Annotated in this window: 19 protein-coding genes; 6 read left to right on the plus strand and 13 right to left on the minus strand. The window is 61.9% G+C overall.

The window, feature by feature from the left end:
- Positions 1 to 61: 61 nt before the first annotated feature.
- The 4 genes from H3221_RS08650 (at position 62) to H3221_RS08665 (ending at position 6508) form a co-directional block, all read left to right on the plus strand.
- Positions 62 to 910: an SDR family oxidoreductase gene (locus H3221_RS08650; protein ID WP_196474135.1), complete on the plus strand. Its 849-nt coding sequence runs from the start codon at positions 62 to 64 to the stop codon at positions 908 to 910.
- A 199-nt stretch (positions 911 to 1109) separates the two neighbouring features.
- The gene (locus H3221_RS08655) at positions 1110 to 3548 is read left to right on the plus strand and encodes an autotransporter domain-containing protein (protein WP_196474194.1); all 2439 of its coding nucleotides are present in this window, start codon (positions 1110 to 1112) and stop codon (positions 3546 to 3548) included.
- A 155-nt stretch (positions 3549 to 3703) separates the two neighbouring features.
- Positions 3704 to 4555, plus strand: a complete 852-nt coding sequence (locus tag H3221_RS08660; protein WP_224490536.1) for an alpha/beta hydrolase — start codon at positions 3704 to 3706, stop codon at positions 4553 to 4555.
- Positions 4556 to 4681: 126 nt separating this feature from the next.
- The gene (locus tag H3221_RS08665; RefSeq protein ID WP_196474134.1) at positions 4682 to 6508 is read left to right on the plus strand and encodes a long-chain-acyl-CoA synthetase; all 1827 of its coding nucleotides are present in this window, start codon (positions 4682 to 4684) and stop codon (positions 6506 to 6508) included.
- 7 nt (positions 6509 to 6515) lie between these two features.
- Here the strand turns inward: H3221_RS08665 and H3221_RS08670 are convergent, their stop codons facing one another.
- The 9 genes from H3221_RS08670 to H3221_RS08710 all read right to left on the minus strand — a co-directional run bounded on the left by H3221_RS08670 (position 6516) and on the right by H3221_RS08710 (position 15945).
- A complete protein-coding gene (locus H3221_RS08670) occupies positions 6516 to 8612 on the minus strand; it encodes a hypothetical protein (RefSeq protein WP_196474133.1) in 2097 nt (698 codons plus the stop codon).
- A gap of 130 nt (positions 8613 to 8742) precedes the next feature.
- The gene (locus H3221_RS08675) at positions 8743 to 9210 is read right to left on the minus strand and encodes a hypothetical protein (protein ID WP_196474132.1); all 468 of its coding nucleotides are present in this window, start codon (positions 9208 to 9210) and stop codon (positions 8743 to 8745) included.
- Positions 9211 to 9288: 78 nt separating this feature from the next.
- Positions 9289 to 9957, minus strand: coding sequence for a hypothetical protein (locus tag H3221_RS08680; protein WP_196474131.1), 669 nt, complete (start codon positions 9955 to 9957; stop codon positions 9289 to 9291).
- Complete coding sequence (locus H3221_RS08685) at positions 9954 to 10526, minus strand: RNA polymerase sigma factor (RefSeq protein WP_397428000.1); 573 nt, start codon at positions 10524 to 10526, stop codon at positions 9954 to 9956. The genes H3221_RS08680 and H3221_RS08685 overlap by 4 nt, the downstream gene beginning before the upstream one ends.
- On the minus strand, positions 10523 to 12223 hold the full coding sequence (locus tag H3221_RS08690) for a vWA domain-containing protein (protein WP_196474130.1): 1701 nt from the start codon (positions 12221 to 12223) through the stop codon (positions 10523 to 10525). Before H3221_RS08690 ends, H3221_RS08685 begins: the two co-directional genes overlap by 4 nt.
- 86 nt (positions 12224 to 12309) lie before the next feature.
- Entirely contained in the window at positions 12310 to 13755 is a 1446-nt protein-coding gene (locus H3221_RS08695; protein WP_021489928.1) for an aminotransferase-like domain-containing protein, read from the minus strand.
- A 184-nt stretch (positions 13756 to 13939) separates the two neighbouring features.
- Positions 13940 to 14752, minus strand: coding sequence for an OmpA family protein (locus H3221_RS08700; protein WP_196474129.1), 813 nt, complete (start codon positions 14750 to 14752; stop codon positions 13940 to 13942).
- On the minus strand, positions 14752 to 15102 hold the full coding sequence (locus H3221_RS08705; RefSeq protein ID WP_196474128.1) for a DUF4398 domain-containing protein: 351 nt from the start codon (positions 15100 to 15102) through the stop codon (positions 14752 to 14754). Before H3221_RS08705 ends, H3221_RS08700 begins: the two co-directional genes overlap by 1 nt.
- 9 nt (positions 15103 to 15111) lie before the next feature.
- Positions 15112 to 15945, minus strand: coding sequence for a substrate-binding periplasmic protein (locus H3221_RS08710; RefSeq protein WP_196474127.1), 834 nt, complete (start codon positions 15943 to 15945; stop codon positions 15112 to 15114).
- Positions 15946 to 16058: 113 nt separating this feature from the next.
- On the opposite strand from H3221_RS08710, the gene H3221_RS08715 reads away from it, so the two are divergent.
- Positions 16059 to 16985 carry an alpha/beta fold hydrolase gene (locus H3221_RS08715; protein WP_196474126.1) on the plus strand — a complete coding sequence of 309 codons (927 nt, stop codon included), beginning with the start codon at positions 16059 to 16061 and terminating at the stop codon, positions 16983 to 16985.
- Between the two features lie 73 nt (positions 16986 to 17058).
- On the opposite strand, the gene H3221_RS08720 is transcribed toward H3221_RS08715, so the two are convergent.
- Positions 17059 to 17988, minus strand: coding sequence for an electron transfer flavoprotein subunit alpha/FixB family protein (locus H3221_RS08720; RefSeq protein WP_017677310.1), 930 nt, complete (start codon positions 17986 to 17988; stop codon positions 17059 to 17061).
- Positions 17989 to 18738, minus strand: coding sequence for an electron transfer flavoprotein subunit beta/FixA family protein (locus H3221_RS08725; protein WP_160016648.1), 750 nt, complete (start codon positions 18736 to 18738; stop codon positions 17989 to 17991).
- Positions 18739 to 19062: 324 nt separating this feature from the next.
- Here H3221_RS08725 and H3221_RS08730 point away from each other — a divergent pair, with 324 nt between their 5' ends.
- Positions 19063 to 20727 (plus strand): electron transfer flavoprotein-ubiquinone oxidoreductase, encoded by a 1665-nt coding sequence (locus tag H3221_RS08730; RefSeq protein WP_196474125.1) that lies wholly within the window; start codon positions 19063 to 19065, stop codon positions 20725 to 20727.
- Positions 20728 to 20798: 71 nt separating this feature from the next.
- On the opposite strand, the gene H3221_RS08735 is transcribed toward H3221_RS08730, so the two are convergent.
- On the minus strand, positions 20799 to 21575 hold the full coding sequence (locus H3221_RS08735) for an SDR family oxidoreductase (RefSeq protein ID WP_196474124.1): 777 nt from the start codon (positions 21573 to 21575) through the stop codon (positions 20799 to 20801).
- Between the two features lie 2 nt (positions 21576 to 21577).
- The gene (locus H3221_RS08740; protein WP_196474123.1) at positions 21578 to 22789 is read right to left on the minus strand and encodes an O-succinylhomoserine sulfhydrylase; all 1212 of its coding nucleotides are present in this window, start codon (positions 22787 to 22789) and stop codon (positions 21578 to 21580) included.
- Between the last annotated feature and the right edge of the window lie 32 nt (positions 22790 to 22821).

Here is a 22821-nt window from a genome sequence, read left to right on the forward strand (position 1 = left end):
TGCGCGCACCAGGATTAACAGACGGTGCGCACGGCGCACCCTACGACAAGAGGAACGCCCAATGTCACTTTCCGGCAAGACCCTGTTCATCACCGGCGCCAGCCGTGGCATCGGCCGCGAGATCGCCCTCAAGGCCGCCGCCGATGGCGCCAACATCATCATCGCGGCCAAGAGCGCCGAGCCGCACCCGAAACTGCAAGGCACCATCTTCAGCGTCGCAGCCGAGGTCGAAGCCGCAGGCGGTAAGGCCCTGGCGATACAGCTGGACGTGCGTGACGAGCAGGCCGTGGCGGCCGCCATGGCCAAGGCCGCCGAGCATTTCGGTGGCATCGATGCACTGATCAACAACGCCGGGGCGATCAGGCTGGTGGGCGTGGAGAAACTGGAACCCAAGCGCTTCGACTTGATGTACCAGATCAATACCCGTGCGGTGATGGTCTGCAGCCAGGCGGCGCTGCCGTACTTGAAGAACAGCAACTCCGCTGCGGGGAAGAAAAGCTTGGGCGGGCACATCCTCAACCTCTCTCCGCCGCTCAACCTCGATACCAAGTGGTTCGCCCAGCACGGTCCCTACACCGTCACCAAGTACGGCATGAGCATGCTCACCCTGGGCATGAGCGAGGAATTCAAGAAGTACGGCATCAGCGTCAACTCACTGTGGCCGAAGACCATGATTGCCACCGCCGCCATCGAGTTCGAACTGGGCAGCCGTGACGCCTTCAAGCGGGCGCGCACCCCGGCGATCATGGCCGACGCGGCTCATACGATCCTGGCCAGCCAGGGCCGCAGCATCACCGGGCGCCTGCTGATCGATGAAGATATCCTGCGCGAACGGGGCGTCAGCGACTTCGAGCAATACCGTTTCGACCCTGCCGGCGGCAGCCTGATACCGGATCTGTTCGTCGATTGAGTCAATCTTCGGCTGCTCATCGGGCCTGCAGCAAATACCGAATATGCGCCCGAAAGAAGTCAGGCACAATGCCATCACATGCTTGGCATGTCAGGAAGCCGTATGCAGGGAAGTGCAATCTGAACCCTCCCGCCGTACCGCTGATAAAAATGCGTCGCATCGCTCGCCTGGCAGTTGCCAGGTAGCGCAGGGAGCTGTGATGAACAAAGCTTTTAGTATCGTCTGGAGCTTTACCCGCAATACGTTCGTCGTTGCCGATGAACATGCCAACCTGCACGGCAAGCGCAGTGGCGGCGCACTCAAGCTCGCAGGTGTAGTCCTTGCCCTGACGACAGCTGGAACAGTACAGGCTGTCCCGGCTATTTGCGGGGCTGGCGATAACACCATCAGCGGCAACGAATCCTACAGCTGTTATCTGTACGGCAATGACAGCCTGACCGTGAGCGAATCCGGCAACATCACCACAGCCAATGAGTCAGCCGTTTTTAGCGATTCCGGTTTCGGCAGCATCAGCAATGCCGGGATCATCCGCAATACCAGCGGTACCTACTACCTGGACGGTTCCGGCATTTATCTCCAAGCCAGCGGCAGCAGCATCAGCAACCTGGCAGGCGCCACCATCGAGGGTTCCTTTGTCGGTATTACCCTGGATGGTCTGATGCAAACGGTGACGCTCGATAGCCTCGACAACGCCGGTACAATCACCGGAGGTATCGGTATCCTGGCGACCGGAGATGTGGACATCGACACCATCGTCAACAGCGGCACCATCAGCGGTATCGGTATTGATGGTGTCGGCATCGGTATTGATACCGGCACGACCATCGACTCAGTCAGTAACAGCGGCACCATCAATGGCACCCTGGTGGGCATTCAGGTCTATGACAGCGCCATCGGTTCCATCGACAACAGTGGCACCATTTCCGGAACGCAATACGCAATCAGCGACCTGAGTTTCAGTGGTATTTCGGCAATCAACATCACGGGCAATACTGCACGCCTGGTGGGCGACGTTGATGCTGGGAATAGTCTATTCACCCTCAGGTCAGGTGCAGTTTTCAGCAGTGAAAATGCCATCGCCGTCGACCGTTTTGTAATCGAGAACAGTGCCACTCTGAAGATGGGCGCGGGCCTCAGCACATCCGGCACGATGGACGACGGCATCGTTGCCTTCACGGGCTTCAGCAACGCGGGAACCCTTAGCCTGGCAGCGGGCGTCACAGGCACCATTTATGGCGACTACGACCAGGCCAGCAGCGGCGCCTTGAAGATTGGCGTGGCTGATGACAACGCCTACGGCAAGCTGGTGGTAGATGGCACCGCTACCTTGCTCAGCAATGCCAAGATCATGGTAGACGTCAGCAATCCCGGCTACTCCTTCACGGCCAGCACACTCAACGATGTACTCAGCGCCAACAACCTGATCAGTGACGGTACCTTTGCCGTCAGCGACAACTCCCTGCTCTTCAACTTCGGCGCAGTCAAGGACGGCAATACCGTCGATCTGACACTGGCCAAGGCCGAGAGTGCCGGCGTGCTGGACAGCGTCATCAATACCGGCAACAACCCGGCACAAGAAGCGGCCCAGGTGCTCGATAACGCACTAGCCGAAGATCCGACTGGTGAGCTGGCGTCCAACTTCATCGGCCTGACCAGCGAGCAGGAGGTCTCCAACGCAGTCACCTCTACCCTGCCCACTGTCGCCGGCAGCGCCAGCAATGCCACCAGCAGCACATTGGCCGGTCTCAACCGGGTGATTCAGGCCCACCAGGACAGCAATCGCGGCCTGTCTTCGGGTGACGCCCTGAGCAACGGCGATCTTTGGATCAAAACCTTTGGTTCCTGGGCCGAGCAAAATGAACGTAGCGGTATCTCTGGCTACGACGCCAACACCAAGGGCCTGGCTATCGGTGCCGACGCGGCCGTTTCCGAGACCACCCGACTTGGCCTGGCATTCGCTTACGCACAGACCGACCTGGACAGCGACTCACGGGTTGCCCCGCAAAGCGCCCAGATCGATACGTTCCAACTGATTGGCTACGGCAGCTACGCCCTGAGTTCCGATACCGAGCTGAACTTCCAGCTGGACGCGGGGCAGAACCGCAACGAAAGCAAGCGCCACATGCCTTTCGCAGATGCTACTGCGCACGCCGACTACAACGGCTACAACGTCCATGCCGGCATTGGCATCGGTCACAACATGCACCTGTCCGAACAGTTGACCTTCGTACCTTCGGCCCGCGCGGATTACACGTGGATAGGCACTGATTCGTATCATGAGAAAGGTGCTGGCGCTCTTGATCTGGACGTAGACAGCAACGACACCGAAGAGCTGCTGCTTAGCATCGACGGAAAACTCAACTACGCCTTGAGCGAAGCCACCCTGCTCAGTGCCAACCTCGGCGCCGGCTATGACGTGATCGACGAAGACGGCACAATCACGTCCACCTACGCTGGCGCTCCCGGCGCCGCCTTCAGAACCCAGGGACTGGATCTGGAGCCCTGGCTAGCCCGCGCCGGACTGGGTCTGACCCACACGCTGAGCGGAGGCACCGAAGTCAGCCTGCGTTACGATGCAGAGGCGCGTAGCGACTTCACCAACCAGGGTGCCTCAGTGAAAGCACGCTGGGCCTTCTGAGCACGGCATCGCGACTCAAAGGCCACGCTCAATGCCGTGGCCTTTGCGTGCTGGCCCTTAGCACGGATGAGCAAGATGAAACGACGGCGCGCACTACCTGATGAAACCCCGCTCTATCTGCAAACAGCTCAGTCAGCTGAGGTAGATATTCATCCATGCCCTTGAGCCCCCTATTCCTGCTGGCAGGAACACTGCTGCTGGCAGCCTGCACCTCCTTTCCCAACCCGGACGAGCGGCGCCAGCAAGCATCCATGCTCGCGCACCAGCAGAACTGGCAGGCTCTGCAACTGCAGGGCGGTGCTTTTCGCCTGCAGGCCTTTGCGCCTCAGACCAGAGGTGATGAGCTGACGATCTATCTGGAGGGTGATGGTTTTGCCTGGATCAGCGCTCGCCAACCCTCCAGTGACCCGACCCCACTCGATCCGATTGCCCTGCGCCTGGCATTGGCACAACCACGAGGCAACGCTGCCTATCTGGGCCGCCCCTGCCAGTATCTGGATACCTCTCGCCCACCCTGCCAAAGACGCTACTGGACGGACGCCCGCTTCGCCGAAGAAGTGGTACAGAGTCTTGATCAGGCTGTTGACCAACTGAAAGACCGGGCTGGCGCTCGACGCCTGGTGCTTATCGGCTATTCAGGCGGTGGAACCCTGACATTGCTCCTCGCGTCGCGGCGTCACGATGTGAAGCGCATCGTCACAATTGCCGGCAACCTCGATCATTCCGCCTGGACCCATCACCATCGAATCTCCGCCCTGAAAGGTTCGTTAAACACTGCAGCCCTGCGTGCGCGTTTGGCGAATGTTGAACAGTTTCACCTCGTAGGTGATGAAGATCGCATTATTCCTCCCCAACTAAGCGAAGCGTTCCTGGCGGGCTACCCTCCCGGCCACCGCGCGCAGCGCAAGGTAGTACCTGGCTATGATCATCGCTGTTGCTGGGCACAAGACTGGCCTGTCCTTTGGGAGCATATCGAGGCCGGGCAACCAGGCGCACACGATTTCTAAACGACGATAGCTACGCAATTCGCCGATCTGCCCACCGAAGCGCGCGCCAAGGCCATGGCTGGTAAGCGCCACGCTGACTAGAGTCAGGACTCGCCTCCCATTCATGACATCCCAAGTGCGAGCCCCATGAGCCAAGCCGATCTGATTTCGCCCTTCCGCTTCCTGGCCCACCTGCCGCAGCACCTGCCGCGAGTGCCGCGCATGCTGCGCGGCCTTTACTACGCAGGCATTCGCAACCGCGAGAAGAACCTATCGCTGGCCTGGGCCCTGCAGCGCGCTGCCGAACGCCACCCCGAGCGTCCGGCACTGATGGATGAAAACCGCCAGCTCAGCTATCACGCGTTCAACGCCTGGGCCAATCGCCTGGCCTGGACGTTCAAGGCCGAGGGAGTAAGCCATGGCGACGTGGTCGCGGTGATGATGGAGAACCGCCTGGAACTGCTGGCGATCCTCGCCGCGTTGAGCAAACTCGGTGCGGTCGGCGCACTGATCAACACCACTCAGCGCGGCAAGGTGCTGGCGCACAGCTTCAACCTGGTCAAGCCCGGCTTCCTGGTGATAGGTGACGAACTGCATGGCGTCTTCGACGAAATAGCCGACCAGTTGCACACCCCATGCACTCGCCGCTACTGGATCGCTGACCGGGATTGCCTGAGCGATGCTGGCCAGGCACCGGACGGCTGGCTCAACGTCATGCAACTGGCCGCCGCCCAGGCCGAGGACAACCCGCCGGACAGCCTGCGCGTGCGCATGAAGGACGCCTGCTTTCTGATCTACACCTCCGGCACCACCGGCCTGCCCAAGGCCTCGATCATGAGCCACGGCAAGTGGATCAAGGCCTATGGCGGCTTCGGCCACTCAGGCCTGACCCTGAGCGAGCGCGACGTGCTCTACCTGACCCTGCCCTGCTACCACAACAATGCCGTCACCGTATGCTGGAGCGCAGCGCTGGCCGGCGGTGCAGCCATCGCCCTGCGCCGCAGGTTTTCCGCCAGCGCCTTCTGGAGCGACGTGGCGCGCTACCAGGCTACCTGCTTCGGCTACATCGGCGAACTGTGCCGCTACCTGCTCAACCAGCCCGTGCACCCGGCGGAACAGGGCAACAGCCTGCGCTGCATGATCGGCAACGGCCTGCGCCCGTCGATCTGGAGCGACTTCAAACAGCGCTTCGGCGTCGAGCAGATCACCGAGTTCTATGCCTCCAGCGAAGGCAACATCGGCTTCACCAACGTCTTCAACTTCGACAACACCGTCGGCTACACCCCCGCTACCTACGCCATCGTCCGCTACGACCTGGAGAATGATCGGCCGATCCGCGGCAACAAGGGCTTTCTGCAGAAGGCCGACAAGGGCGAAGCCGGTCTGCTGATCAGCGAGATCAGCGCCAAGTGGCCGTTCGATGGCTACACCGATCCGGCCAAGAGCGAGGCAGCGATCCTGCGCGACGTGTTCAAGAAGGGCGACGCCTGGTTCAACACCGGCGACCTGATGCGCGACATCGGCTGCAAGCACGCGCAGTTCGTCGACCGCCTCGGCGACACCTTCCGCTGGAAGGGCGAAAACGTTTCAACGACCGAGGTGGAGAACGTGCTCGGCGCCTTCCCAGGCGTGGAGGATGCGGTGGTTTACGGCGTGGAGATTCCCGGCACCAACGGCCGCTGCGGCATGGCTGCGCTGCGCCTGGCACGAGGCTTTGAGCTGGATGGTGCCGCGCTGGGCACCCACCTCGACGCACGATTGCCGGCCTACGCGGCGCCACTGTTCGTGCGCTTGCTCGGCGAAGTGGAGACCACCGGCACCTTCAAGTACAAGAAAGCGGATCTGAAGCAGGCTGGCTACGATCCGCGCCAGGTCGACGACCCGCTGTTCGTGCGCCTGCCGAGTTCGACGAGCTTCGAGCCGCTGGATGATGAGCTGCATGCGGCCATCGCACGGCAGGTCTATCGCTTCTGAGCGCAACCTACGCCCGTGAGGACTCACCCGCAGGAGACCGCCAGCTCTGTAAATGCCTGCTGTCCAGGTGATGCCAGTGCACGGCATCGCTCAGCTGTTCGGCAAGCAACCAGATATCACCAGTGCGAATCAGCATCTGTCGGGGTAACGCCAGCAGTGCCTGCATCGCAACCAACTGCACCTGTTGCTCGACACCACTGACATGCAGGCCGGCAGCATCGAACGCTTCAAAGCATGGCATCGCAGCCAGAGGCTGGGGGGCGTGGCGCAGCGTGTGATCCTGAGTATCCAGCAGCAACAGGTGCCACTGTACGGTCACTTCGCCGATCACCCGACGACTCAACGCCAGATAACGGCCGTCCGCCGACCAGGCCATCGAGGGAGCGAGATCCGCCACGCCGCAACCGGAGGCGGTCAGGACGCACGCCCCACCTGGCAGCGAATTGCCTTCGCGCACGTAGCTGTCGAGTCCGAACAGCCAGGCAGCATCTCCTGCGCCGGGCGCAGCGAGCAGGTAATCACCCTGAGCACTGGCAGGCACAGGGCGCCATTGCAGACGCCAGTTGGGCAACAAACGCAACGACCAGGGATCGACCGCAATCTGCGTGATTCGATGATGCAAGCGGCCAAGCGCAACGAAGGCATCGGCCTGCTCTGCCGACGGCGCCAGCGCCTCTAGGTGCGGCAGGGGGCCGGTACCCATGGCACTGGCCCGCCTGCCGACTATCTGCTGCAGACGAATGACACCCTCCTCGAACGCCTCTAGCCTGGCGATCAGCAGCGCCTCATCGACCCTCAGCAGGCGCCGCGCCAGCACATCAGCCACGACCAGTTGATGAGGAATGGCGGGCGCCTCGGCAAAAGCGATCAAGGCCAGATAGCGCCCGCAGTCGGAAATGCGGTGATCGAGACACCACAACCCCGGCAACTGCCAGGCACCGATATGGCAGGCAAAGGCATGGCGGCGACCATCACGGCTCTTGCGCAGCAGGGTCAGGCAGGGTTGCGCGTCGCCCGACATCGACGCTGGCTGCAGCGATGCAGTGCCAGCCCGCTCCCCTTCCAACTCGATGCACAGTGTCAGACTCATAGATCGCTCAGCTTGCGGCCCATGCATCAGTGCATCGTAAAAGAGACGCCCGCCCTCCAGGCGCACGGGTGCGCCCCACTCCAGCAAGGGCTCGTCGACGAGCGACTGCCAGGGCTCTTCCAGCGGGCGCCAGCCGGAGGCTGATCGCCAAAGCCAGGAGGTGGTTTCTTCAAAGGACTGGCTCTCGGCACGCGCGAAACAGACAAGCGACTGACCGTCATCGCTCCACAGCACCGAAGCACCCTGTTCGAGCAACAGTCCGGTGGGCTGGTCATCCAACCAGAGACCAAAACCTGGCGCGCCTTGGCCGTCCACTGCGCTGAATGGCTCGCCACGAAGCATGTGACTGCCCCCCGGCGCATTGAACGTCAAGCGGCCGCTGCCGTCGATTTGGCCTTGGCAACGGTGCTCAGGCGTCGGTGTGCCGACAGCCACAGGCGGCTCGGTTGGCGCAGGTGAAGCCGCCGTTACTCGCGCGATGGGACGCGACCACTGATCGACTCCAGCCTGAAGCTGCTCGCTCACCCGCCCATCAATGGCCCAGGCAAAGCCAGCTATGGTTCTGGCCAGCCAGGCGGTGCCATGTTGGGGCAGGTAATCCGAACGGGAAGTCGGCTCCCAATCTACTTTTCTGCCATGAGATGACAAGGTGTGACGGTATCTGAAGTCTTTGCTGGTGAAGCCCAGAAACTGCATCCAGAAAAAAAGATGCACACCGCTAAATAGCAGAACGAACAGCCCAACGAAAAAGCCGAGGAAACCAGAAACCTCTCCCCAAAGATTAAAACTGAAGCCCAGAATCAGGCTCATCAGCGGTAACGGAAAGTGCTTGTAGAGTCCGGGATGACCCGTAATGGCAACGACACCCAAAGCAATGATCGCCGCCTGAATCAGACCCAGTACCTGCTCCCATTGCAGGAGAATCCCCAGAGAAAGCGGAACGATAAAGCTCGCCATAGCGGCGACAATTGTCAACGCTGCTGGGCTGTCGTACTCATCGGTATTGGCAGACATTCGGCGCTCCTTTGCCAGTGATGCAGTTTGCAGCCCGCAATCATAACGGCACAGCACCCACGCGGACTTGCGCCAACCCGCAATCCCATTCATCCATGACCGCCAGGTACGACAGTCGAGTCGACGCAACTTACTGCTTGAACTCGAACTGCAGCTCAGCGCCTTCGATGGAGTCCCAGTAGTCGTCGACCCGGTCGTTACTGATCAGCCGGCCACTGATCTGGAACGGGCTTTGAACTTCGGGTTTCTCGCCAAACAGCGGTGGCAGCACCGGCGAGAGATCCTCGCGCGTTTCACTTTCCAGCGCCTGCTCGAACAGTTCCTGCGGCACGCTCAGATCCAATGCCAGTTTCGACTCGGGCTCTGCCGGTTTGGACGGTGGCGCTGCAGCAGGCTTGGGCTTGGCGGCGACGGGTGGTTTGGCGGTTGTAGCCACTGGTTTGGCCTCGACCGGCTCTGGCTTGACAGCAGGCACCTTGGCCGGCGTCGCAACCACTGCCGGCTCTGGCTCGGGCCGCTGCGCAACAGGCTCCGGCTCACGCTCACAGGCGCTCAGCCAACCCAGACACAGCAGTAGAAGAATGGACTTACGCATCATGGGACAAGATCAACTCGATCAGTAACGCGCCCATGCTCCTCCGCATGGGCGCGCCTGACAAGCCGACTTACACGACTTTTACTTTGCAGCCTCCGCGGCCAGGTGTGCGAGTTCGGCTTCGATATCCAGTTGCGGATAGTCGACCTTCAACTGCTCCAGCAGCCGCTGCGCCTCGTCCTGCTCGCCCGCCTTGCGCAGCTCCAGCAGACGCAGCAGCGCCTCGCGCGGCTCGCTCTGGACCACCAGCTCGGCCATGGGCGCCAGCGCAGCGCTGCTGGCCATCGGTGCCTCAGCCCTATCGGCAGAAGGCGCCTGGCGTGCCATGGCCTGGCTTCTCATGCGTTCCTGCGGGGCAGCCACAGGCGCAACCGCCTCCTGCTCTGGCGCACGTTTGGCCGCCATCGGCGCCGGCGCGACCGGGCTCATCGCAACGCTGGGCGGTACCGCATCGAAGGCATCCGGCGCCTGCTCCAGCGTGCGCCAGGTCAGGCTGACACCGATCCCGACACAGGCCAGCCCAGCCACGGCCACCGACCAGCGCTGACGGCCACTACCGAACAGCCATTGGTGCAGGCGCTGCGCCCAGCCGGATTCAGCCTGGTCGGGCTGATGCGCTTCTCGGGCAGCCGCACTGGCCGCCGCCAGGATACGTGCATCCAGCTCGGCCGAGGGTTCACCGCTGCCATGGGCACGGAAATGCGCCAGCAGCGCCTGCTCGTGGTCCAGGGATTCTCGTTCGTGGGTCATGCGGACAACTCCTCGGTGGCCAGCAGCCGGCGCAATTTCTGCAGGGCATAGCGCAAACGGCTCTTGACCGTCTCGGCCGGCGTGCAGGTCAACTCGGCAATCTCGTTCAGTTCCAGGTCACCATGGGCGCGCAGCAGAAACACTTCGCGCTGATCGTCCGGCAAGTCGGCCAGCGCTGCCTGCAGCCGCTCACTGTCGCGACTCAGGCTCCACTGCTGCTCAGGGCCGGGCTGCGGATCGGCCTGGGCGTGCTGGCCTTCATCGTATTCGTCATGCCCGGTCTGATGACGGCCCGTCTTGCGCCAGTGGTCGATCAGGCGGTTGCGGGCGATCTGGTACAACCAGGTCTTGAACAGCACTGCCTCGCGCTGCTCGCTCTGACTGCGCACCAGGCTCATCCAGGTGTCCTGGAACACTTCCTCGGCCAGGGCGTGATCGCCACACAGGCCGAGCAGAAAGCGGAACAGGCCCAGACGATGGCGCTGGTAGAGCATGTTGAAAGCGGCGGCATCGCCGCGACGGTAACGCCGCAATAAAGCGGCGTCGTCATCCATGAGAGGTGCGTTCACTGCTGAGCTCGTGCAGGGGTTGAAGCCGAAGTGTGCAGGCTCTGGGCGATTTCGGCCAGTTGGATGAACTCGCCACGCAGACCGAAGCGATCCTCGCCCTTGGCCGAACGCGCCAGCGCGATGCTCTGCGCCAGATCGAAATCGCCGGTGTAGCGGCCGTCCTTGAGCTGCTGGGCGAATGCAGCCACCGCTGCGGCAAAGCGCAGGTCCTCGCTGGCAGTCGCGACCGGCTTGGCATCGACACGCACGATGGGCCGCTCCAGCAGCCGGCTGGCCGCCTCGCCTGTGGCCTTGTAGCGAATCCGCAGCCAGGCCAACTCGCCGCTCTTGCTCACGGGCTGGGCACCTGCCTGATAACGCAGGGGTTCCAGCCAGCCTTTGGCCCCCGCCGGGACGATCTCGTAGAGCGCGGTGACGGTATGCCCGGCGCCGATATCACCGGCGTCGACCTTGTCATTACTGAAGTCCTCGCGCTTTAGCGCCCGGTTCTCGTAGCCCAGCAGACGATACTCACTGATCTCGCTCGGATTGAACTCCAGTTGCAGTTTCACGTCGCTGGCCACGGTGGCGAGGGTGGAAGCGAGCTGATCCACCAGCACCTTGCGCGCTTCGCGCAAATTATCGATATAGGCGTAATTGCCGTTTCCGGCGTCAGCCAACTGCTCCATCAGGCGCTCGTTGTAGTTGTCCACGCCAAAGCCCAGGGTGGTCAGCGAGACGCCGCTCTTGCGCTTGTCGGCCGCCAGTTGCTTGAGGCTGTCGAAGTCGCTGATACCCACATTGAAGTCGCCATCGGTCGCCAGGAGGATGCGGTTGATGCCGCCATCGATCAGATGCTTGCTCGCCTGCTGGTAGGCCAGTTGAATACCCGACTCCCCCGCCGTCGAACCGCCAGCGTTCAGTTGATCGATGGCAGCGCGGATCTTCGCCTTGTCGCTGCCGGGCGTGGAGTCGAGCACCACCTGGCTGTCACCGGCATAGGTAACCAGCGAGACGCGATCCTGCGGGCGAAGCTGGTCGACCAGCAGCTTCAACGTGCCCTGCACCATCGGCAGGCCTTCGCGACGATGCATGGAACCGGAGACGTCGACGAGGAATACCAGATTGGCCGGCGGCAGTTCCTCGACGCTGCGATCCGACGCCTTGATGGCAATGCGCAGCAGGCGCGTCTGCGGGTTCCAGGGCGTCACCGCCAGTTCGGTGCTGACACCGAAGGGCGCGTCGCCCTGAGGCAGCGGATAGGTGTAAGGGAAGTAGTTGACCAACTCCTCCAGACGCACGGCATCCTTCGGTGGCAGCTGCCCGTCATTGAGGAAACGCCGCACGTTGGCGTAGCTGCCGGTATCGACATCGATGCTGAAGGTGGATACCGGCGTCTCGGCGACAGCAAGCACCGGGTTGTCGGCGTAGGTCTGGTACTGCTCGCGTGATTCATCACGGTAGCCCGGCGGCAGGGCATCGGCGATGGGAGACGGCGTGTAAGCCAGGGTCGCCTGGCGCTTCTGGCTCGCCTCGGCGCGCATTTCGGCCACTGCGGGCGCGGCCAGGCGTTCACGTACGAGCGGTGATGCCGGGGCCGGGATGGCCTGGACTTCCGGCTCCGGGCCAGAGGCACTGCAGGCGGCGAGCAGCAGCAAGGTGCTCGCGGAAAAACCGACGGCGAACGGACGAATGAGCAACGCGGAACAAGCGGACATGGTGCACCTCCTGAGCAATGGCACGAGACCTTCGCTCAGGTAGACGCAGTCCTTCGATGAAACGGGTTAACCCAGGCCGTGCTTTCTCAACCTTCCCAGGAACCGCCCGCTTCCTGGCACAACTGAGTGGCCAGCATGCCCAGGGTCATGAGCGCCCTCTCCGCCTCGCGGTTCCAGGGAATGCCGCAATTTAGCCGCACACAATGATTGAACTGTTCGGTGTTGCTGAAGATCAGCCCCGGTGCGATCGAAATGCCCTGTTGCAACGCGCGCACGTGCAAATCCTTGGTATTGACCCGCGCCGGCAGGCTGACCCAGAGGATGAAGCCGCCCTTGGGCCGGGTCATCTGCGTGCCGACCGGAAAGTACTGCTGCACAGCCAGCTGGAAGGCATTGAGGTTCTTGCGGTATTCCTGACGAATATGCCGCAAATGGCGGTCATAGCCACCGTTCTCCAGATAAGCCGCCACCGCCATCTGGGTCACGCTGCACGCCGAATGGGTGGAAAAGGTCTGCAGCCGCTGAATCTCGTCCTGGTACTTGCCGGCGACGATCCAGCCAATGCGCACACCGGGCGACAACGTCTTGGAAAAGCTCGAGCAATAGATCACCCGGCTGTCGCGATCATGCGACTTCAGCGCCTTGGTCGGCCCCTGCTCGAACATCAGCTCGCCATAGATATCGTCCTCGACGATCTGGAAATCGTAATCGCCGGCCAGGCGCAACAACTGACGCTGACGCTCCTCGGGAATGGTGCCGCCCAGCGGGTTGGACAACCGCGCAGTCAGCACCAGCGCCTTGATCGGCCACTGGTTGGCCGCCAGTTGCAACGCTTCGAGGCTGATGCCGGTGGTAGGGTCACAGGGAATCTCGATGACCTTGAGGCCCAGCAGATCGGCCAGTTGCAGCAGGCCGTAATAGGTGGGCGACTCCACCGCGATCAGATCGCCCGGTTTGGTCAGCACACGCAGGCTCATCTGCAGCGCATCGACGCAACCGTGGGTGATCACCACCTCGGACGGATCGACCACCACGCCGGCATCACGCATGCGGATCGCCACCTGGCGGCGCAGCGGCTCGAAGCCGGGGCTGAACATGTAGCTGAACGCACGCGGGCTGTGAAAACGGGTGACCTTGGCCAACTGCTGGTGCAGCGCACGCACCGGCAGGTAATCGACATGCGGCACCGCGGCGCCCAGCGGGAACACACCTTCACGACGCGACTCGGTGAGCACCTGATTGATGATGCTGGCGCGGGTGACCAGGCCTGGCCGCTCCACCTTGGCGATATCCGGCGTCGGCGCGGTCAGTGCTGGCGTCTGGTGGACGTAGAAGCCGGACTGCGGGCGTGCACGGATCAGCCCCTGATCCTCGAGGTTGGCGTACGCCTGCAAAACCGTGGCATGACTGACATTGAGCTGCGCACTCATCTTGCGCACCGAAGGCACGCGCTCGCCAGGCTGGTAGACACCGCGACGAATATCTTCGGCCAACTGCTGGGCGATACGTTGATAGAGCAGCAGATTGGTCATAGCGGTATCCTCCGGGTCACTGGAGCATAACAGTAACCTATTGCTACACAATTGTACCGGCACAGATGCTATCTGTTTTTCTGGTACGGCATAACTTGCCAAAATCGCGCAGTGCCGTAGCCATTTTCAGCGCACAAAAAACCCCGGACGCTGCCGGGGTCTCGTCAGACTCGGGGCCAGGCATTCAACGCGCAGCGCCTAGCTGGCCTCGCTCGTCGGAGAAGACGATCTCCACCCGCCGATTCTGCGCTCGACCACGCGCCGAAGCGTTTTCCGCTACGGGGAAGTCGACGCCGTAACCGGCCACCTGAATACGCTTGGCATCCACACCCAGGTCCACCAGCAGATCGGCTACAGCCTGTGCGCGTGCACGGGACAGTTCGAGATTCTCGGTAGCATCACCGGTATTGTCGGTGTAGCCCTCGATCCGCACGCGGCGCTGCGGATTGATCTGCAGGAACTGCACGAGTTTGAGCACCGTCCGGTTGGCTGCCGGCTGCAGCTCGGCACGACCGGCGTCGAACAGCATATCGCCCAGAGTCATGACCAAGCCGCGCTCTGTCTCGTTGGTGGCGAGGCTGACCATCTGCTCCTCCAGCCAGCCATTGTGCTGCTGCACGCTCATCAGCTTGGCCTCGCGCAACGTCAGTTGCAGGCGCTGGCGCTCCAGCTCGAGCTTGGCTGCGCGCTCCTGGTTGAGGCTGATATCGCTGTGCTGTCGGGCGATCGCGGCATAGCGCTGGCTGAGGTAAGCGTAATGACGGACATCATCGCCACTGCCCCAGTAACTGGACAGACGTTCGGCACGGGCCAGCGACTCGCCTGCGCGAATCACGTCCTTGGGTGCGGCGCGCAGCACACCGGGATCTTCCTTGACTGACTGGAAGCTCAGACGCGCCTCTTCCAGGGCCTGCTCGCTCGCCAACTGACTGGAGGCACAACCACTCAACAGCGCAGCGACCAGCATCAGGCCGCCCAGGTGCTCAAAATCCTTCATCACATGGCTCCCAGTTGCTGGCGCAAACGGCCGATGCGGTGATTGAGCTCGGTCAGCTGTTCCTGCCCCTTGCCATTGAGGTACTCAGCCTCGGCCAGACGCGCATCCAGCTCAGCTTGCTCGGCCAGCAGGCGCGACTGCTTGTTTTCACCGTCCTGCATGGCCGCCTGTGCCTGGGCGAACTTGCCTTCAGCGAGGCGCAGCGACTCGGACTGATCGCTGACCACGCCCAGGGATTTGGTCTGCGCCAACGCCTGCTCGGTCAGCCGCATCTGCTCGGTGGGTGCAGGATCGCTTGCGCAGGCCGTCAGGCCCAGCGCCAGCAGCAAGGGAAGGGTTCGATTGATCACGAAAATTTCCTACTGAGTGACGTCGCCAACCGGGTCGGGCTGCATCTGCTGCGCCTTCCATAGTTCCAGGTTGCGTTGCAGGAACTGCTCAGGCAGGCCAGCGGCGACCATTTCTGTCATCTTTCGAGCCAGTTGGCCGCGTAGCCAAGGCTCATTGCATGCCGAATTGTGCGACAGGGTTAAATAAAGGCCCTCGCTGGAAATCGGCGGGTCCAGCACCTCCAGATCATCGTCCATACCCAGCGTCTCGGCGAGCGCCAAGCCGGGGTAGCGCTCGTAAAGCACGTAGTCGGTGCGACCGAGCAGCAACTTCTGGAAAGCCTGGGTCAGGCTGGAGACGCCCTCGAGCTTCAGGTTCTGTTTGGCGAAGGTATCGAACTGCTGGCCAAAACTGTTGCCCACCAGGGTGTCGCCGGTATGTCCCTGCAAGTCGATCCAGCTGCCATAGGGAAATGCTTCGCCCTTGCGCACCCAGACCACGCTGGGCGTATAAAAGAACGCCGGGTGCACGTAATCCATGTGTTCCAACCGCGGCAGAGTGATGAACGCCCCAGCAATCAGATCGACACGCCCGGTACGCACCTCATCCTGCGCGCGCGACCAGGGCCCGGTGTAGATCACGTCAACCACGACGCCGAGCTCTTTTGCCAGGTGTTTGAGCAGATCGGCATTGGCGCCAATCAACTGCTGTGGGTTCTGTGGATCACGCCAAAGATAAGGGGGATATTCCGGGTTACCGGTCGCCACCAGGCGCTCGCATTTACCAACCGCCACGGCCGCAGTCGGCATAACGACCAAGGCGCACCACAGCAACAGCGACTTAAACAGACAACGCTCAGGCATTGGCTACTCTCGGTTTATGCGTTGATTGGCAGGATGAGCTTGGCACCACGGCATCCTCTGTGTTCATGCTAGCTTAGTGGCGCCGCCGGAATAGCCCGCGATAAGGACGCGCCATGAAAAAACTGCTGCACGCTTTGCTGCTACTGCTTCTCGCCGCCTCAGCAACGCTGTATTTCTTTCCCGCCACTCAGTTGACCAGCCTGCGCCTGATAGAAAAACAGCGCGCCGGGCTCAGTCACGAGCGGCTATCTGTCCGCAATCTTAACATTCATTACTACCAGGGAGGACCGGCGAGCGGCGAAACGCTGGTGTTGCTTCACGGCTTCGCTGCAGACAAGGATAACTGGCTGCGTTTTTCTCGCCATCTGACCAAGGACTATCGCGTCATCGCACTGGACCTGCCCGGCTTCGGCGACAGCGACCTGCCCCCTGGCAGCTACGACGTCGGTACCCAGACGGAACGCCTGGCGGGCATTCTCGATGCCATGGGCATCCAGCAGGCTCATGTGCTGGGCAATTCGATGGGTGGACACATTGCCGCACTCTTCGCGGCACGCTACCCGGATCGCGTTCGCTCGCTGGCGCTATTGGCCAACGCGGGAATCGACAGCCCGCACAAGAGCGAACTGTATCGATTGCTGACCAGTGGTGCGCCCAATCCACTGGTGGTCAAGCAGCCGCAGGATTTCGACAATCTGCTGCAATTCATCTTCGTCGAGCCACCCTATCTGCCCGAGTCGCTCAAGCGATATCTGGGCGAGCGTTCCATGGCCAAAGCTGCGCACTATGAACGGGTATTCGAGCACCTGGTGGAGCGCAACATCCCATTGGAGCCCGAACTGGCAAAAATCCAGGCGCCCACTTTGCTGCTCTGGGGCAAGCAGGACCGGGTGCTGGACGTATCCAGCATCGAGGTCATGCAACCACTGCTACGCAAACCCAGCGTGGTGATCATGGAGAACGTCGGTCACGCCCCCATGCTCGAACGCCCCGAAGAAGCCGCCCTGCTCTACCGGCATTTTCTGGAAGGCCTGAAGTGATGATTACGCACTGATGTGCAGGCAATAAAAAACCCGCTCACCAGAGCGGGTTTTTCGTTGCAGCAAAAGCGGCTTAGACCGACTTCTCCAGCTCCGGTACGGCTTCGAACAGGTCGGCGACCAGGCCGTAGTCAGCAACCTGGAAGATCGGCGCCTCTTCGTCCTTGTTGATCGCAACGATCACCTTGGAGTCCTTCATGCCGGCCAGGTGCTGGATCGCGCCAGAGATACCGACGGCGATGTACAGCTGCGGTGCGACGATCTTGCCGGTCTGACCGACCTGCATGTCGTTCGGCACGAAGCCGGCGTCGACGGCAGCGCGGGAAGCACCGACGGCAGCCCCCAGCTTGTCGGCCAGGGCGTAAAGGTGCTTGAAGTTGTCGCCGTTGCCCATGCCACGGCCGCCGGAAACGACGATCTTGGCAGCGGTCAGTTCCGGACGGTCGGACTTGGCCAGCTCTTCACCCACGAAGGCGGACTTGCCGGCATCGGCCGGGCCGGATACGGCTTCAACAGCGGCAGAACCGCCTTCGGCAGCAGCAGCGTCAAAACCGGTGCTACGTACGGTGATCACCTTGATGGCAGCCGAGGACTGCACGGTCGCGATGGCGTTACCGGCATAGATCGGACGCTTGAAGGTGTCGGCGCTTTCGACGGCGATGATCTCGGAGATCTGGTCGACGTCCAGAGCAGCGGCAACGCGCGGCAGGATGTTCTTGCCGTTGCTGGTGGCGGCAGCCAGGATGTGGCTGTAGCCCTTGCCCAGTTCGGCTACCAGCGGAGCGACGTTCTCCGGCAGCTGGTTGGCATAGGCAGCGTTGTCGGCAACCAGGACCTTGGCCACGCCGGCGATCTTGGCTGCGGCTTCGGCAGCAGCGCCAGCGTTGGCACCGGCTACCAGAACGTGAATGTCGCCACCGATCTTCTGCGCAGCAGCAACGGTGTTCAGGGTCGCGGCAGCCAGAGCGGCATTGGTGTGTTCAGCGATAACCAGGATAGTCATTTAGATTACCTTCGCCTCGTTCTTCAGTTTCTCGACCAGTTCAGCCACGGACTTGACCTTGATGCCAGCGCTGCGAGCAGCAGGCGCTTCGACTTTCAGGGTCTTGACGGTGGAGGCGGTGGAAACACCCAGCGCGTCCGGGGTGACGGTTTCCAGCGGCTTCTTCTTGGCCTTCATGATGTTCGGCAGCGACGCATAGCGCGGCTCGTTCAGACGCAGGTCGGTGGTGACGATCGCCGGCAGGTTCAGCGCAACGGTCTGCAGACCGCCATCGATCTCACGGGTGACGTTGACCTTGTCGCCAGAAACTTCGACCTTGGAGGCGAAGGTGCCTTGGCCGAAGCCAGTCAGGGCGCCCAGCATCTGGCCGGTCTGGTTGTTGTCGCTGTCGATGGCCTGCTTGCCCATGATCACCAGCTGCGGCTGCTCCTTGTCGACCACTGCCTTGAGCAGCTTGGCCACGGCCAGGGAGTTCAGCTCGTCATTGGATTCGACCAGGATGGCGCGGTCGGCACCCAGAGCCAGCGCGGTGCGCAGTTGCTCCTGGGCGGTAGCCGGGCCGATGGAGACGACGACGATTTCGCTCGCCACGCCTTTCTCCTTCAGGCGTACGGCTTCTTCCACGGCGATTTCGCAGAAGGGGTTCATGGACATCTTGACGTTGGCGAGGTCGACGCCGCTGTTGTCCGCCTTGACGCGAACCTTGACGTTGTAGTCAACCACTCGTTTGACAGCTACAAGAACCTTCATGGATTCCTCGTTACTCTCCGGTGAATAAGAATGTCGCCAAGGCGAGCCTGGCCGGTGATGCAAAATCAGCCGCAACCAACCTTTCAGCTCAGACGGCGAGCGCAAAACCGCCCGTATCTTGACCCCGCGGCCTGGCCTGGTCAATACAGCGAACTGGCCGGTCATCCGCGATGTAGTACGATTCTAACAGGCCTACAGGAAATTCAAACAAACGTTTGTATTGGCCCACTGAGAGGGTGTAGATATAATGCCCACGCCGTGCTTAGGGAGCGAGCCGCGCCCTCCAACATAAAATATCGAAGAGCCTTGAGTAGGAGATAGCCTGTGGAACGCGAATTTATGGAGTTCGACGTCGTCATCGTCGGCGCCGGCCCGTCCGGACTGTCCGCCGCCTGCCGACTGAAGCAGAAAGCCGCTGAAGCGGGTCAGGAGATCAGCGTCTGCGTGGTCGAGAAAGGCTCCGAAGTTGGCGCTCACATCCTCTCTGGTGCGGTATTCGAGCCGCGCGCCCTGAACGAACTCTTCCCCGACTGGAAAGAGCTGGGCGCCCCGCTGAACACCCCGGTCAAGCGCGATGACATCTACCTGCTGCGCGACGCTGACAAGGCTACCCGAATTCCTGACTTCTTTGTGCCAAAAACCATGCACAACGAAGGCAATTACATCATTTCCCTGGGCAATCTGTGCCGCTGGCTGGCCCAGCAGGCCGAGAACCTGGGCGTCGAGATCTACCCGGGCTTCGCCGCTCAGGAAGCGCTGATCGACGAGAACGGCGTGGTACGTGGCATCGTCACCGGCGATCTGGGTGTCGACCGCGAAGGCAACCCCAAGGAAGGCTATTACACCCCTGGCATGGAGCTACGTGCCAAGTACACCCTGTTCGCCGAAGGCTGCCGTGGCCACATCGGCAAGCAGCTGATAAAGCAATACAACCTCGACAGCGAAGCAGACGCCCAGCACTATGGCATCGGCATCAAGGAAATCTGGGACATCGACCCGGCCAAGCATGAGCAGGGCCTGGTGGTACACACCGCCGGCTGGCCGATGGACATCATGGGCACCGAGAACACCGGTGGCTCCTTCCTTTATCACCTGGAGAACAACCAGGTGGTGGTGGGCCTGATCATCGACCTGTCCTATTCCAACCCGCATCTGTCGCCATTCGACGAGTTCCAGCGCTACAAGCACCACCCGGTGATTGCCCAGTACCTGGAAGGCGGTAAGCGTGTTGCCTACGGTGCTCGCGCCATCTGCAAGGGTGGCCTGAACGCACTGCCGAAGATGGTCTTCCCGGGTGGCGCCCTGATCGGCTGCGACCTTGGCACCCTGAACTTTGCCAAGATCAAGGGCAGCCACACTGCGATGAAATCCGGCATGCTCGCTGCCGACGCCATCGCCGAAGCCCTGGCAGCCGGCCGTGAAGGCGGCGATGAGCTGAGCAACTATGTCGATGGCTTCAAGGCCAGCTGGCTGTACGACGAACTGTTCCGTAGCCGCAACTTCGGCGCAGCCATCCACAAATACGGGGCCATCGTCGGCGGCGGCATCAACTGGCTGGACCAGAACATCTTCGGCGGCAAGGCGCCCTTCACCCTGCACGACAACAAGCCGGATTACGCCTGCCTGAAACCGGCCGCAGAGTGCGCGAAGATCGCCTACCCGAAACCGGACGGCAAACTGAGCTTCGACAAACTGAGCTCGGTGTTCCTCTCCAACACCAACCACGAAGAAGAGCAGCCCTGCCACCTGAAGCTCACCGACCCGAGCATTCCGCTGGCGAAGAACCTGCCGCTATATGACGAACCGGCGCAGCGTTACTGCCCGGCCGGCGTGTACGAAGTGGTGACGCAGGAAGACGGCGAGAAGAAGTTCCAGATCAACGCGCAGAACTGCGTGCACTGCAAGACCTGCGACATCAAGGACCCGGCCCAGAACATCACCTGGGTTGCGCCGGAAGGCACCGGTGGCCCGAATTACCCCAACATGTAATTCACGCCACATGTGAAAAAGGCTCCTTCGGGAGCCTTTTTCGTTTCTGTCGAGCTCGTTCCCACAGGTATTCAATCCTGATAGATCATCTTGCGGCTCATGCCACCGTCGATGACGAACTCCTGCCCGGTGACAAAACCGGCCGCATCGGAGAGCAGCCAGGCGACCTGCGCCGCGACATCCTCCACCGTGCCGACACGGCCGACCGGATGTTGCGCATGATCGAACACCGACAGCGGCTCCAGGCGCTGCTGCGACGGGTCACGAGAGTCGATCCAGCCTGGGCTGACGCAGTTGACGCGCACCTCCGGCCCCAGGCTGATTGACAGCGCGTGAGTGAGCGCGACAAGACCACCCTTGCTCGCGGCATACGCCTCACAATCGGCCTCGGACTGGCTGGCGCGGGTAGAGGTGATATTGACGATGGCGCCGCGATGCCCACGCAAATAGGGCGCACAGTGCTTGGCCAGCAGCATGGCGCCGGTCAGGTTGACCGCCAGCAGGCGATTCCAGCGCTTGAGGTCGAGCGACTCCACAGGCGGGGTGTGCGGATCGGAGATAGCGGCATTGCACACCAGCGCATCGAGACGCCCGAACTGACCGAGCACCTCGGCGACGCCGACGCTGACCTGATCTTCCTTGGCCACATCCATGGCCACGAACCAGGCGTTATTACCCAAGGCACGTGCCACTCTGGAGCCACGTTCACGGTCGACGTCGGCCAACACCACCTGCCAACCCTCGGTGATCAGCCAGGCACTGATACCCAGGCCGATGCCACGCGCGGCACCGGTGACCAGCGCGACACGCCCGTTGTTGGGCGTGTCATTCGTTCCCCACTCGAGCATGCTCAGAGCGCGGCCAGGCCGCGCGCCAGGTCAGCCTTGAGGTCCTCCAGCGCTTCCAAACCCACAGCGACGCGGATCAGATTGTCGCGAATGCCGGCGCTGGCACGCTCCTGCGGAGTCAGGCGGCCATGGGAGGTGGTAGCCGGATGGGCGACGGTGGTCTTGGTATCGCCGAGGTTGGTGGTGATGGAGATGACTCGCGTGGCATCGATCACCTTCCAGGCGGCATCACGGCCGCCCTTGACCTCGAAACCGACCACGGCACCGAAGGCACTCTGCTGCTTTTTTGCCAGCTCATGCTGCGGATGGCTGGGTAGCCCCGCGTAATGCACGCGCTCGACCTGCGGCTGCTGCTCGAGCCACAGCGCCAGTTGCAGGGCACTCTCACTTTGCGCCTGCATGCGGATGCGCAGGGTTTCCAGGCCCTTGACGAACATCCAGGCGTTGAACGGGCTAAGAGTGGGACCTGCGGTACGCAGGAAACCGACCACTTCCTTCATCTGCTCGCTACGCCCCGCCACCACACCGCCCAGGCCACGGCCCTGGCCATCGATGTACTTGGTCGCGGAATGCATGACGACGTCAGCACCGAGCTTCAGCGGCTGTTGCAGGGCCGGCGTGCAGAAGCAGTTGTCCACCGCCAGCAGCGCGCCGCGCGCGTGAGCGATGTCGGCAAGCGCGGCGATATCCACCAGCTCGGCCAGCGGGTTGGATGGCGACTCGACGAACAACAGCTTGGTATTGGGCTTGAATGCACCCCGCCAGGCATCGAGATCAGCCAGCGGCACGTAATCGACCTCGATGCCGAAGCGCTTGAGGTACTTCTCGAACAGACTGATGGTGGAGCCGAACACACTGCGCGACACCAGCACATGGTCACCGCCACTGCACAGGCTCATGACGATGGCGAGGATCGCCGACATGCCGGAGGCAGTGGCCACCGCCTGCTCGGCGCCTTCCAGCGCGGCGATGCGCTCCTCGAAGGTGCGCACGGTGGGGTTGGTATAACGCGAATAGACGTTGCCCGGCACCTCACCAGCAAAGCGTGCAGCGGCATCTGCAGCGGTACGGAACACGTAACTGGATGTCAGGTACAACGCCTCGCCATGCTCGCCCTCGGGCGAACGGTGCTGGCCTGCACGCACCGCCAGGGTGTCGAAGCCTACGCCATCCAGGTCGCTGTCGAGCCTGCCGGCATCCCATTCCTGTGTCATATCGCTACCTCACGCAATGTAACCCGGATGCA

This window comes from Pseudomonas chaetocerotis (assembly GCF_015712105.2).
GTDB lineage: Bacteria > Pseudomonadota > Gammaproteobacteria > Pseudomonadales > Pseudomonadaceae > Aquipseudomonas > Aquipseudomonas chaetocerotis.